The organism is Micrococcus lylae NBRC 15355, assembly GCF_001570885.1.
Lineage (GTDB): Bacteria > Actinomycetota > Actinomycetes > Actinomycetales > Micrococcaceae > Micrococcus > Micrococcus lylae.
Window position 1 is genome coordinate 1 of record NZ_BCSN01000066.1, and the last position, 12,277, is coordinate 12,277.

Here is a 12,277-nt window from a genome sequence, read left to right on the forward strand (position 1 = left end):
CCCCCCGCCGGCCCCACCCCCTCCGAGGACTCCACCCCCGCCCTGCCGGCGGCCGGCGCCGCCACCGGAGCGGGCGCGGCCGGCGCCGCCGCCGGTTCGGGCGCCGCCGGTGCCGCGGCCGGTGCCGCCGCCGTCGGTTCGACCGCCGCCGGGGCGGCAGGCGCGTCCGTCGACTCCGGAGGACACCGGCCCCCACTGACCCCCCGCTCGCTCTCCACGGTGGACACGAACCGTCACCTGCCCGTGCGCGCAGACCTGCCGAACACCGGTTCCACAGCGGTGGGAGACGCCGAGGAGGAACGCTCCCCCCGCCGCCGCGGCCTGCTATTCGGCCTGATCGCCCTTCTGCTGCTGGCGGTGGCCGCCGCCGTGGCACTGCCCCTGCTGCTCGGCGGGCGCGACTCCCAGGTGGAGGTCCCGGACGTCGTGGGCGTCCCCGTCGAGCAGGCCGAGACCACGCTGACCGAGGCCGGCCTGGAGACCCGCACCTCCGAGGTCTATGACGACGAGGTCCCCGAGGGCTCCGTGGTGTCCACGGACCCCGGCGCCGGCGACCGGGTGGACTCCGGCTCCGAGGTCCGGCTGAAGGTCTCCCAGGGGCCGTCCTCGGTGACCCTGCCGGAGAGCCTGCGCGGCGCCTCCGAGGCCACCGTCCGCGACGAGCTCAGCCGCCTGGGCCTGACCGTCTCCTCCGTCTCCTCGACGAACTCCGCCGATGTGCCGCGTGACCGCCTGGTCTCCACCAGCCCCGAGCTCGGCAGCGCGGTGCCGCCCGGGTCCTCCGTGGACCTGCAGCTGTCCACCGGCCGGACGACGCTGCCGAACGTGGTCGGCCTGTCCGAGGAGTCGGCCCGCACCGCCCTGCAGGAGGCCGCCCCGAACGTGATCGTGCGGGTGCAGGAGCGCGAGTCCGCCGCCGCCACCCCGGGGTACGTCATGCGTCAGGACCCGCCCGCGGACCGCGAGGTGGACAACGAGGGCGCCGTCACGCTGACCGTCGCGAAGGCCGCCCCGGAGCCGTCCGAGACGCCCTCTCCGAGCGAGGACCCCGAACCGTCACCGTCGCAGAGCCCGACGCCGTCCGAGAGCCCCACGCCGTCGCCGAGCCCGTCCCCGTCCGAGGACCCGACCGAGTCGCCGTCCCCGTCGCAGAGCCCTGACCCGACGGACTCACCGGAACCGTCCGAGTCCCCCTCGCCGAGCGACGACCCCGAGCCCAGCGAATCACCGTCCCCTTCCGAGGACCCCACGGAGTCTCCAGAGCCGTCGGATTCCCCGCCCCCGTCCGAGGACCCGACCGAGTCGCCCGACCCGTCGCCGTCCCCGTCGCAGAGCCCTGACCCGACGAACTCCCCGACCCCGTCCGAGAGCCCCTCGCCGACCGGGTCCGGCAGCCCCAGTTCTCCGGAGGGACGCCCCACCAAGCCCGGACCGCCGTCGGACGTCCCGTCCAACGGCCCTGCACCGCGCGACTGACCGATCCGCCCGCGCTGTCGTCGCGGCGCAGGCCGGGCGCCCGCCGGCCGGAGGGCCGGAGCCCCTCCACCACGACGGCGGCCCCTCACCTTCGTGAGGGGCCGTTCCGTCGTCGGGACGCGGGGGCGGGGCGGTCAGCGGGCCCCGGCACCCATGATGGGCGCGAGCGCCCCGCCGAGGTCCGCGGCGCCGAGGAGGCCGGCGGACTCGAGCCAGTTGCCGAGCATGCGGTAGCCGCCCTCGGTGAGCACGGACTCCGGGTGGAACTGGACGCCCCACAGCGGCGCGGTGCGGTGGGCCAGGCCCATGACGACGCCGTCGGCGGTCTCCGCGGTGATCTCCAGCACGGACTCGTCCACGGTCTCCCGCACGGCCGCCAGCGAGTGGTAGCGGGTGGCGGTGAAGGGGCTGGGCAGGCCCACGAACGTCGGGTGGCCCCGGTGCTCCACGAGCGAGGTCTTGCCGTGCATGAGGGACTCGGCGTGGGTGACCGTGGCGCCGAAGACCTCGGCGATCGCCTGGTGGCCCAGGCAGACGCCGAACAGCGGCTGGCCGGCCGTGGCGGCGTGACGGATGAGGTGCTCGGAGACTCCGGCGTCTGCCGGGGCGCCGGGGCCGGGCGAGATGAGGATCGCGGTGTGCTGACAGGCCAGCGCGACCGCCTCCTCCGGGGAGAGGGCGTCGTTGCGGACCACCGTGGTGGTGGCGCCGAGCTCCTCGAGGTACCCGACGAGGGTGTAGACGAAGCTGTCGTAGTTGTCGATCACGAGGACCGAGACTGCGGCGCTGCCCATCGGCGGCTCCCTTCGCTGGCTCCCCGCCGACGTGCGGTGGGGCACATAGACTGGTCCGGGTCACGCTGCGTCCCGGACCGCTGGACGCACTGACGCACCGCCGGCACCGACCGGACGGAGCGGGGTGCGGATGGGAACAGGGTACCGCGGCGCAGACCGCCGAGTTCAGACAGACGACCCACAGTGAGGATCACGCCGTGGCCGAGAACGAGACCCCGGACATGGGGGCCCCCGCACCGAGCGAGCAGGACGTGAAGCGCGCCGAGCGGCAGGCCAAGAACGACGAGCGCCGCGAAGCCCGCGAGGCCGCCCGGCGTGCCAGGCAGGAGCGCCGCGCCACCCGGGCCGAGCAGGCCGGTCCGAAGCCGCTGCCGCGCTGGTACAAGGCGACGATGTTCGGCCTGATGATCGTGGGCCTGCTGTGGATCTGTGTGTTCTACCTGACCCAGACCGCGTTCCCGATCCCGGGCATCGGCGGCTGGAACATCATCGTCGGCTTCGGCATCGCCATGGTGGGCTTTCTGATGATGTCCCGCTGGTCCGAGGAGTGAGGTCAGCGCCTCTCGACCCGCCGGTTCTCCGCGGATTCTCCAGGATGCCGGGACCTCGACGCCCTGGGAAATGACATCGGTGTGATTCTCCACAGTGGGGATATCCCTGTGGATAACTCCAGCCGCGGAGTGCCAAAACACATCAGTGTCATTCATATCCACACCTGTGGAAAACTCTGGGGACAACGCCGCGACACGGTGTGGACAACACTGTGGAGACGCGGGGACGTGGCGTGGACGGACAACGTCCGCCTTCTCCCTTGCCGGGGGACGGGGTGATCAGCCCCAGGGCGGGTCAGCCCCAGAGCACGGCGGGCGTGATCCGGGCGGCGCCGAAGGCGGCCAGCACCACCAGCAGAGCAAGCACCGCGACGACACCGGCCCACTGCACCCACGGTGCCCTCTTCCCCAGGCGGCTGCCCGGGCCGAGCAGCTCGTAGCAGCCGGCCGTCAGCGCGCCGGCGACCAGTCCCCCGACGTGGCCCTGCCAGGAGATCCCCGGCACGGTGAGGCTGAAGACGAGGTTCACCACCAGCAGGACGGTGAGCGACCGGATGTTGCCCCCACGGGCCCGGGCCAGGACGAAGACGGCGGCGAAGAGGCCGTAGATCGCCCCGGAGGCGCCGAGCACCGGCGTGAGCGGGTCCGAGAGCCAGAGGACGGCCACCGAGCCGCCCAACGCCGAGAGCACGTACAGGGTGAGGAAGCGCACCGGGCCGAGGGGACGGACGAGCGCGCGGCCGAGCATCCACAGCGCGAGCATGTTCAGGAGCAGGTGCCCGGGGTTCTGCAGCGAATGCAGGAACGCGTTCGAGAGCATCCGGTAGGGCTCCATGATGACCGTGGAGGTCTGCCCCGGCGCGTACCATCCGAGGGCGGTGAGGTCGGCGGGCCCGTCCAGGGTCAGCCACTGGCCGACGTAGACGAGCACGTTGAGGCCGAGCAGCCCCCAGATCAGCGACGGGGTGTCCCGCAGCACGCTGCGCCGCCGAGGGACGCCCGCGGCCCGGTCGTGCGCGCGGCGGGCGGCGCACTCACGGCACACGACGTGGCCGGAGGCGGTGGTCCCGGCCTGACACTCCAGGCAGGCGGGGCGGCGGCAGTCGACGCACGCCATGTACGCCACACGGCCCGGATGCCGCGGGCACTCGGGAAGTCGAGCGCCGCCGGCGTCCGGGCCGTGTCTCTGGCGAGGATCGGTCCGATCGTCCACGTCAGGGGTCTGTCCGGTGTGCGGTTCAGGCCTCGGCGATCTCGACGGACTCGATGACGACGTCCTCCAGCGGACGGTCGCGCGGGTCGGTGGCGACCGAGTTCAGCTGGTCCACGACCTTCTGGGAGGCCTCGTCCTTCACCTCGCCGAAGATGGTGTGCTTGCCGTTCAGCCAGCCGGTCGGCACGGAGGTGATGAAGAACTGGGAGCCGTTGGTGCCCGGGCCGGCGTTCGCCATGGCCAGCAGGTACGGACGGTCGAACTGGAGCTCCGGGTGGATCTCGTCGCCGAACTGGTAGCCCGGGCCGCCGATGCCCATGCCGAGCGGGTCGCCGCCCTGGATCATGAAGTCCTTGATGATGCGGTGGAAGACGGTGCCCGAGTACAGCGGGGTGCCGGTCTTCTTCTCGCCGGTCTGCGGGTGGGTCCACTCCTGCTCGCCGGTGGCCAGGCCCACGAAGTTCTTCACGGTCTTCGGGGCGTGGTCGCCGTAGAGCTCCACGACGATGTCGCCCTGGTTGGTGTGGATGGTCGCGATGTGCGTGGCATTGGTCATGGGCCTCATTGTTCCATCGACGTCTGCCCGCGTGCAGGTGGTCGGCATGCTCGGCGCCACACTTACGCGCAGGGCTTAGCCCTCGTGCCGTCATCGCGCGCCGGGGACCGTGCTGTCGTCCGTCCCGCCGACTAGGCTGGGGTGCAACACCACGCGCGGACAGGAACCCCGTCCGCGGCCAACCCAGCTCCGAGGAGATCGTATGGGCTTCAAGACCTCCGATTCGATTGACGAGACGACCGACTTCCGCGACACCAAGCTCGGCGCATTCCTGGGCCGCCGCCGCGAGGACGCCCGCCACTGGGCCGCCCCGAAGGTGGAGGCCGCCCGCGCCTGGGGCGAGTACGGCCTGGCCGACTCGACCTACCGCGCCCAGATCGCCGGCAAGGAGGGCCGCCGGCTCGCCGACGACGCCAAGGCCCAGCTGCAGGACGCGAAGACCCAGTACGGCCCGCAGCTGGCCGCGGGCGCCGAGCGCGCCAACGCCGTCGTCGCCCAGCAGTACGCCCGACTGGCCCCGGCCGTGTCGGACCAGTACAAGAAGTACGCCCCGCAGGTCGCGGCCGGCCTCGCCGCCGTGTCCCCGGCCCTCGCCGGCGTCCTGTCCCCCGTCCAGGGGTTCCTCGCGGACCTCCAGGGCCAGGCCGAGGCCGCGGGCAAGGACATGAAGAAGACCGCCGAAAAGAAGGGCAAGACGCTGAAGAAGCAGAACGCCAAGAACCGCAAGGCCGTCGCCGCGAAGGCCCAGGGCCTCAAGAAGGACCTGCAGAAGCAGGGCAAGGCCGCCAAGAAGGGCGCGGCCCAGGGCGGCAAGGACGTCCAGGCCGCCGTCGCCGCGGGCCTCGCCGCCCTCCAGTCCGGCCAGCAGAAGCTGTCCCCCGAGGTGCAGCGCCGCGTCGCCGACGCCACCAAGTACGCCCAGGACCGCCGCGACCAGTACGTCCCGGTGGCCGCCGCCCGCCTGGCGGACGCCGCGGGCAAGGCCGGCAAGTCCGTGCACGACTACAAGGTCCCGGCCTCTGTGGAGGACACCCTCGTCCGCGTGACCGGGGACAAGAAGATCGTGAAGAAGCTCCGCAAGGCCGCCGAGGGCTACGCCTCCACCGCCGAGAAGGGCTTGAAGAAGCAGGCCAAGCAGTCCAAGCGTCAGTCCCGTTCCGGCAAGGGCTGGATCATCTCCGGCATGGCCGTGGCCGCCGCCGGTGCCGCCTACGCGATCTGGAAGCTGACCAACCCGGTCCAGGATCCGTGGAAGGCCCCGGCCCCGGGCCCGGTGACCGCCAACATCCCGGTGGTGGACGCCCACGGCTCCACCGACCCGTACGCCAAGCAGCGCGCCGCCATCGCCGAAGCCCAGGCCGCCCGTGACGGCGTGGCACAGGCCGGCGGCGACGCCCAGGTCGACACCGTCGACACCGGCGGCCCGACCTCCACGAACCCGGGCGTCTCCCGCTGAGCAGACGAGACCCCGCGGTGACGCCCTCGACGCAGCGCTGACCCGACGAGAGCCCCCGACGGCAGTGCCGTCGGGGGCTCTCGCATGCCGGCCCCGCCCCGAGGCGACCGAGGTCGTCGAAGTGCGGGGCCGTCGTCGTGGTGCCGTCAGCGGCTCACAGGCCGCCGGGCGAGCGGACGAGCTTGTGGTTGGCGAACTCCTCGATGCCCAGACGGCCGAGTTCCCGGCCCACGCCGGAGCGCTTCACACCGCCGAAGGGCAGCTCCGCGGAGGACTTGGAGGTCGAGTTGATCCAGACCATGCCCACCTCCAGGCGGGCGGCGACGTCCTCGGCCACCTCCGCGCTGGTGGTGTAGACGGAGCTGGAGAGGCCGTACGGGGAGTCGTTGGCCAGCTCGATCGCCGCGTCCAGGTCCGCCACCCGGTGCACCACCGCGACGGGCCCGAAGATCTCCTCCCGGTACGCACGGGCGGTCTCGGGGACGTCCACGAGCACCGTGGGCGGGTAGAAGAACCCGGGGCCGTCCTGCGGCTGCCCGCCGGTGAGGACCTTCGCCCCGTGGGACACGGCATCCTCCACGAGGTCGTGCACGTCCATGCGCGCCTGCTCCGAGGACAGCGGGCCGACCACCGTGGCCTCGTCCTGCGGGTCGCCGAACGGCACGGAGGACATGCCGGCCACGAACTTCTCCAGGAACGCGTCGTAGAGCTCGTCCACCACGATGAACCGCTTCGAGGACGTGCAGGTCTGGCCCGAGTTCACGCAGCGGCCGATCACCGCGTCCTTCGCCGTCACCTCGAGGTCCGCGTCCGGGGCCACCACGAACGGGTCCGAGCCGCCGAGCTCGAGGACGGCCTTCTTCACCTCACGGCCGGCCTGCTCGCCGACGATCCTGCCGGCCCGGTCCGAGCCGGTCAGGGTGACGCCTGCGATCCGCTCGTCGGCGATCATCGTGCCCACGTGCTCATGACCCACGAAGGCGTTGACGAAGGCGTCGGCGGGGACACCGGCGTCCTGGAACAGCTGCTCCACGTTCAGGGCGGAGCGGGCACAGTTGCCGGCGTGCTTGAGGATCATGGTGTTGCCCAGCAGCAGGTTCGGCGCGGCCACGCGGGCGATCTGATAGTGCGGGAAGTTCCACGGCATGATCATCAGCAGCACGCCGATCGGGTCGCGACGCACGTAGGCGGTGCCCCCGGTGGCCGGCTCGATCTGCTCACGGGCGATCATCTCCGGGCCCTGCTCCGCGTAGTAGCGGAAGATCCCGGCACAGGTCTTCATCTCGCCGCGGGCGGCCGTGATCGGTTTGCCCATCTCCCGGGTGACGTCCTGGGCGAGCTGCTCGGCGCGCTCGTCGTAGAGGTCGGCGATGCGGTGCAGGACGGCGGCCCGCTCGGCGACGTCCGTGCGACGCCAGGCGAGGTAGCCGGTGTGTGCGCGGTCCAGCAGCGGCTCGATCTGCTCGTCCGTGAGGCCCTCGAACGCCTCGACGAGCTCGCCGGTGGTCGGGTCGGTGGTGTGGAAGCGTGCCATGGTTCCCCTTTGCACGAAACGGGCGCGGGTGCGTGCCGGAGCGGTCCGGTACGACTCCGCGCGGCGGATGTGACGCAGGTCTCCATCCTCCGCCAGGGCGGGCGGCCGCGTCCACCCTCCGCCAGGGCGGGCGGCCGCCGCCCCCAACGCCGCCCTCGCGCCGAACCAGAAAATGTGGCCCCTTCGGGGTGCCCCGAAGCGACCGTTTCCTCTGGTTCGGCGCCGCGGGAACCGGCAGAATCGGGCCCAGCACGCCTCCCCGTGCGCCGCCGAGAGTCAGGAGGACCCATGACCGCCGAGCTCACCCTGTGGGGACAGTCCGCCGTGCGACTGGAGCGCGACGGCCGCCGGATCGGCTTCGACCCCGGCGCGTTCAGCGACGAGGCCGCCCTCGAGGACGTCGAGGCGGTGCTGATCACCCACCTGCACCCGGATCACGTGGTCCCGGAGCGCGTGGTGCGGGCCGTGGCCGCCGGAGCACAGGACGTGTGGGCACCCGAGGACCTGGTGCCGCAGCTGGCGGAGGCGGGCGTCCCGGAGGACGTCCTGCACACCGCCGTGCCCGGGGAGTCCTTCTCCGCGGGCGGCTTCGAGGTGCGCGTCCTCGGCGGACAGCACGCCCTGATCCACGAGGACGTCCCCCGCCCGGACAACGCCGCCTACCTGGTGGACGGCGCCCTGCTGCACCCCGGCGACTCGTTCCCCGCCCTGCCGGACGGCGTGGAGGTGGACACCCTCCTGCTGCCGGTCAGCGCCCCCTGGATGAAGATCTCCGAGGCCGTCGAGTACGTCCGCGCCGTGGCCCCGCGCCAAGCCGTGCCGATCCACGACGCGATCCTCTCCCCCGAAGGACGCTCCGTGGTGGACGGCATGATGCCGAACCTCGTGCCCGACGGCACCGAGTACCTCCGCTGCGGCCGCGGCGACCCGCACCGACTGTGAACGCCCGGGCCCGGATTCCTCGGCCGGCCTTTGCCGGCCGGAGGGCCGGAGGGTGACCGGCGACGACGGCTCGGTCGCCTCGGAAGAGGCACGTCACCGTCGTCGTGCCCTCCCCCTGACCCGCCGAACCAGAAGAAACGGACACGTCACAGCGCCCGGAAGGGGCCACTGCCTCTGGCTCGACGCAGGGCCGATAGGGTGCTGGTCGTGAGCAGACGGATCCTGGCGGACGTGGACACCGGCATCGACGACGCCTGCGCGCTGATACAGCTGGCCGGCTGCGACGCCGAGCTGGCCGCCGTGACCACCACCGGCGGCAACGCGACCGCCCGGGAGTGCGCGCTGAACACCCTCGGCATGCTCGAGCTGCTGGGGCTGGGGCACGTGGAGGTGGCCGTCGGGGCGGAGGCGCCGCTGCGCCGGCCACCGGAGACCACGCCGGAGACCCACGGAGAGGGAGGGATCGGCTACGCGCGCGTGCCCCACCTGCCCGAGCGGCTCTCGGGGCGTTCGGCCGTGGAGGTCTGGGTGGAGGAGCTGCGCGCCCACCCCGGCGAGACGACGATCCTCTGCACCGCGCCCCTGACCAACCTCGCCCTGGCCCTGCGCGCCGAACCGCAGCTGCCGGAGCTCGCGGCGGGGATCGTGATCATGGGCGGCTCCTTCTACTATCCGGGCAACACGACGCCCACGGCCGAGTGGAACACGTGGGTGGACCCGGACGCCGCGAAGCAGGTCTACGCGGCCTTCGAAGGGCTGCCGGAGGACCGTCTGCCGCTGGTGTGCTCCCTGGAGACCACCGAGCGGATCGAGTACACGCCGGCCCTGCTGGACGGGCTCCTGGAGGACGCGGGAGGTCGGCCCGTGTGGTGGTCCGTGGACCGCCCACGGCAGGACGGCCCCGTGGCGGACACGGGCCTGCCCGTGCTGGACGTGCTGGCGGACGCGCTCCGGTTCTACTTCGAGTTCCACCACGACTACGACCAGGGCTACGTGGCCCACCTGCACGACCTCTTCGCCGCCCAGGCCGCGGCCGGGGTGGCCGACTACAGCACGGCCACGACCGTGGTCGACGTGGAGGCGGACTCGGACCTGCTGCGCGGCACCACCGTCCACGACGACAGACACATCTGGGGCCGCCGCCCGAACGCACGACGCGTCACGGGCAACGACCCCAGTGCGGTGTTCTCGGCCTTCGCTCAGGCGGCCGCTGTGGCGGTGGAGCGCTCAGTGGGCTCCTCGTAGCGGTAGGTGGGCTCGTGGCGCTTCAGCCAGCGGATGATCAGGAGCGTCAGCGGGACGATCAGGATCTCCACGAGGCACTTGTAGATGTAGCCGGTGACCGTGTAGTTGGCGAGCTCGGCCAGGGAGATCGTGCCGGCGAACGCGACGAGGCAGAACACGAGGGTGTCCAGGAACTCACCGACGAGCGTGGAGAGGATCAGGCGGAGGGCGACGCTGCGCTCCTTCATCCGCTCCTTCATCCGGGAGACGATCTTGGCGTTGACCAGGCTGCCGACGAAGAACCCGGCCAGGCCGGCGAGCGTCAGGCGCAGGGTGGGGGCGAGGGCGTCGTTCCAGGCCTCGAAGCCCTCCACGGGCGTGGTCAGCGCGACGACCTGGTAGGTCAGGGCCGCGACGATCAGCATCAGGAAGCCGATGAAGATCGCCCGGCGGGCCCGGCGGTAGCCGTAGACCTCGGCGAGGATGTCGCCGACGATGTAGGCCAGCGGGAACAGGAACGCGCCGCCGTCGAAGATGAGGGGGCCGCCGCCGTAGAAGAGGTCGCTGAAGACGGGGATGGTGGGTCCGTAGAACAGCTTCGCCGCGGTCACTCCGGACAGGAGCAGCAGGCCGACGAAGATGCCGACGAACAGGTCGTAGTGGCTGTGGGGCACCTCGGCATATTCCGGGGTGCCCTGCCCAGAGGCGGGCCTGTCTGTGGGTTCGGTGGTGGTAGTCACCGGAACATGGAACCAGATTCCGTCCGGATGTGTGAGCCGGGGCCCGCGGGGCTCACCAGCTCAGCGTGATCTCCAGCTCGCTCTGTCCGCCCTGTTCCACCTCGAGCTCCACCTCGAACTCCACCTGGTCCGCCACGGAGACGACGACGTCCCGGCCGCCGTGCTCCACCCGCACCTCGTTCTGGTCCGCCAGCTGGTCCGCGAGCTCCCGGAGCCGGGCCGCGGCCTGCTCCCTGGTCATGGTCTGCTTCTGCTCGTTCTCGAAGAGGTCCTTGCCCATGCCCCGAGAGTAGCCCCACCTGGCGTACAGGTCTCCCCCTCGCCTCCGACGACGGCGCCGCAGCAGCTGTGGGTCGCCGGCATCGCCTCTGGCCGCCCTGTCCGGGCCGGCACGTGCGAGCCTTCATCGACCCCGGCGCGATTCACCGTCGTGGGCGAGCGGAGGGGGACGATCAGGTCCGTGTCAGACGAGCTCACCGTCCCGGGCCACGACCCGGCCGGCACGCACCACCGTGCGATTGCCTGGCCGGTCCATGACCGCCGACGCCGGGTATTCGCCCGGGAGAAGGACGAGGTCGGCCGTCTCCCCCACACCCACGCCACGCGACTCGGATCGGCTCCGGGTCGGATCGATCACCCGCGCTCCTTCGAGTGTCGCGGTCTCCAGCGCACGCTCGATGTCCGAATCACGCCGCAGTCCGTTCGTGAAGGCCAGCTGCCAGGTGCGGTCCAGCATGTCCGTGTTGCCGTAGGGCGACCAGTAGTCGCGCTGCCCGTCCTGTCCCAGGCCGATCCGCACGCCCGCGTCCAGGATCTCGAGCAGCGGCAGCGTCCCCCGTCCGCTGGGCGCCACCGTCGCGAGGGCGATGTCGAGGTCCGCGAGGTCGGCCAGCACCTGCGCGCGCTGGCTCTCGGAGATCCCCGCGAGGAAGAACGCGTGCGCGATCGTCACGCGACCCCGCATGTCGAGAGCACGGACGCGCTCGATGATCTGCTGCGCGCTGAAGAGGCCCAGCTCTGCCGGCTCGTGCAGGTGGATGTCGATCCCGACCCCATGGCGCTCGGCCAGGTCGAAGACGATGTCGAGGTGCTGACGGGGATCCACGTCCAGGGCGCAGGGATCGATGCCGCCCACCAGGTCGACCCCGTTCCGCAGACCTTCCTCGAGGAGCGCAGGGACCCCGGGTTCCAGCAGGAGGCCGGCCTGTGGGAAGGCGACGACCTCGACGCTGGCGCGGTGCGCGTGTGCTTCCTTCGCTGCGAGGACGCCCTCGAGCCGCTCCAGTCTGCAGTCCGCATCGATCTGGCGTAGCTGCGGGCGCGCGTCATGCCGTGCGCGATCGCGCTGCCCAGTGTGTGCGTCGCGCGCTCCGCCACGGACTTCCCGGCGTTCCGCCAGTTGTCGCGGTCATTCTGGATGAAGGACCAGAGATTGCGGCGCTCCACCTCGTTCGGCTCGAACGGAAGTCCTACTCGGGTGGAATCGAGATGGACGTGGACATCGGTGAACGAGGGCAGCAGCAGGCGTCCGGCACCGTCCACGTGCTCAGACTGCACGGTGCGGTCGCCTGAGCCCGCACCGCCGTGCGGCTCGACCGACGTGATGACGCCGTCGGACACGCGCACGTCCACGGGATCGCCGCCCCAGGGACGCACATCGCTGATCAGCAGGTCACCCATTCCGACCGCTTCTCCTCCCCGCACAGAACATCACACATGCATCCTCGCATCCTGCGCCTGTGCGGGGAATCCCACCTGCGCATCGACGGCGTCGCCATGATGGCCAGAACC

12 protein-coding genes are annotated in these 12,277 nt (G+C 71.8%); 5 read left to right on the forward strand and 7 right to left on the reverse strand.

Annotated elements, in window-relative coordinates:
• Nucleotides 1-1,476, forward strand: a 1,476-nt coding sequence (locus MLY01S_RS10810; protein WP_157531295.1) for a PASTA domain-containing protein, incomplete at its 5' end; no start/stop codon positions are given.
• A 134-nt stretch (nt 1,477-1,610) separates the two neighbouring features.
• Here MLY01S_RS10810 and MLY01S_RS10815 read toward each other — a convergent pair.
• Nucleotides 1,611-2,270 carry an anthranilate synthase component II gene (locus MLY01S_RS10815; protein WP_067191951.1) on the reverse strand — a complete coding sequence of 220 codons (660 nt, stop codon included), beginning with the start codon at nt 2,268-2,270 and terminating at the stop codon, nt 1,611-1,613.
• A 197-nt stretch (nt 2,271-2,467) separates the two neighbouring features.
• Between MLY01S_RS10815 and MLY01S_RS10820 the strand changes: the two genes are divergently transcribed.
• On the forward strand, nt 2,468-2,821 hold the full coding sequence (locus MLY01S_RS10820) for a cell division protein CrgA (RefSeq protein WP_306301694.1): 354 nt from the start codon (nt 2,468-2,470) through the stop codon (nt 2,819-2,821).
• Between the two features lie 295 nt (nt 2,822-3,116).
• Here MLY01S_RS10820 and MLY01S_RS10825 read toward each other — a convergent pair whose 3' ends face one another.
• The gene (locus MLY01S_RS10825) at nt 3,117-3,938 is read right to left on the reverse strand and encodes a rhomboid family intramembrane serine protease (protein WP_082740128.1); all 822 of its coding nucleotides are present in this window, start codon (nt 3,936-3,938) and stop codon (nt 3,117-3,119) included.
• A 121-nt stretch (nt 3,939-4,059) separates the two neighbouring features.
• The gene (locus tag MLY01S_RS10830; protein WP_067191954.1) at nt 4,060-4,590 is read right to left on the reverse strand and encodes a peptidylprolyl isomerase; all 531 of its coding nucleotides are present in this window, start codon (nt 4,588-4,590) and stop codon (nt 4,060-4,062) included.
• A gap of 202 nt (nt 4,591-4,792) precedes the next feature.
• Between MLY01S_RS10830 and MLY01S_RS10835 the strand changes: the two genes are divergently transcribed.
• Nucleotides 4,793-6,046 carry a hypothetical protein gene (locus tag MLY01S_RS10835; protein WP_067191958.1) on the forward strand — a complete coding sequence of 418 codons (1,254 nt, stop codon included), beginning with the start codon at nt 4,793-4,795 and terminating at the stop codon, nt 6,044-6,046.
• A gap of 154 nt (nt 6,047-6,200) precedes the next feature.
• Here MLY01S_RS10835 and MLY01S_RS10840 read toward each other — a convergent pair whose 3' ends face one another.
• The gene (locus tag MLY01S_RS10840; protein ID WP_067191962.1) at nt 6,201-7,580 is read right to left on the reverse strand and encodes an NAD-dependent succinate-semialdehyde dehydrogenase; all 1,380 of its coding nucleotides are present in this window, start codon (nt 7,578-7,580) and stop codon (nt 6,201-6,203) included.
• Nucleotides 7,581-7,868: 288 nt separating this feature from the next.
• Here MLY01S_RS10840 and MLY01S_RS10845 point away from each other — a divergent pair, with 288 nt between their 5' ends.
• Both MLY01S_RS10845 and MLY01S_RS10850 read left to right on the forward strand, forming a co-directional pair.
• The gene (locus MLY01S_RS10845) at nt 7,869-8,522 is read left to right on the forward strand and encodes an MBL fold metallo-hydrolase (protein WP_067191965.1); all 654 of its coding nucleotides are present in this window, start codon (nt 7,869-7,871) and stop codon (nt 8,520-8,522) included.
• Between the two features lie 207 nt (nt 8,523-8,729).
• Nucleotides 8,730-9,767: a nucleoside hydrolase gene (locus MLY01S_RS10850; protein WP_067191981.1), complete on the forward strand. Its 1,038-nt coding sequence runs from the start codon at nt 8,730-8,732 to the stop codon at nt 9,765-9,767.
• Here MLY01S_RS10850 and MLY01S_RS10855 read toward each other — a convergent pair.
• From MLY01S_RS10855 to MLY01S_RS10865, 3 genes are all read right to left on the reverse strand, one after another.
• Nucleotides 9,722-10,486, reverse strand: a complete 765-nt coding sequence (locus MLY01S_RS10855; RefSeq protein ID WP_067191968.1) for a queuosine precursor transporter — start codon at nt 10,484-10,486, stop codon at nt 9,722-9,724. The genes MLY01S_RS10850 and MLY01S_RS10855 overlap by 46 nt on opposite strands.
• A 52-nt stretch (nt 10,487-10,538) precedes the next feature.
• A complete protein-coding gene (locus tag MLY01S_RS10860; protein ID WP_067191971.1) occupies nt 10,539-10,766 on the reverse strand; it encodes an amphi-Trp domain-containing protein in 228 nt (75 codons plus the stop codon).
• Nucleotides 10,767-10,949: 183 nt separating this feature from the next.
• Entirely contained in the window at nt 10,950-11,885 is a 936-nt protein-coding gene (locus tag MLY01S_RS10865; RefSeq protein WP_306301695.1) for an amidohydrolase family protein, read from the reverse strand.
• Nucleotides 11,886-12,277 lie beyond the last annotated feature (392 nt).

Excerpts from the sequence above, each read along its gene's own strand:
- MLY01S_RS10815 (WP_067191951.1), bottom strand. The coding sequence starts at position 2,270 with ATGGGCAGCGCCGCAGTCTCGGTCCTCGTGATCGACAACTACGACAGC.
- MLY01S_RS10845 (WP_067191965.1), top strand. The coding sequence starts at position 7,869 with ATGACCGCCGAGCTCACCCTGTGGGGACAGTCCGCCGTGCGACTGGAG.
- MLY01S_RS10840 (WP_067191962.1), bottom strand. The coding sequence starts at position 7,580 with ATGGCACGCTTCCACACCACCGACCCGACCACCGGCGAGCTCGTCGAG.
- MLY01S_RS10860 (WP_067191971.1), bottom strand. The coding sequence starts at position 10,766 with ATGGGCAAGGACCTCTTCGAGAACGAGCAGAAGCAGACCATGACCAGG.
- MLY01S_RS10825 (WP_082740128.1), bottom strand. The coding sequence starts at position 3,938 with ATGGCGTGCGTCGACTGCCGCCGCCCCGCCTGCCTGGAGTGTCAGGCC.
- MLY01S_RS10835 (WP_067191958.1), top strand. The coding sequence starts at position 4,793 with ATGGGCTTCAAGACCTCCGATTCGATTGACGAGACGACCGACTTCCGC.
- MLY01S_RS10830 (WP_067191954.1), bottom strand. The coding sequence starts at position 4,590 with ATGACCAATGCCACGCACATCGCGACCATCCACACCAACCAGGGCGAC.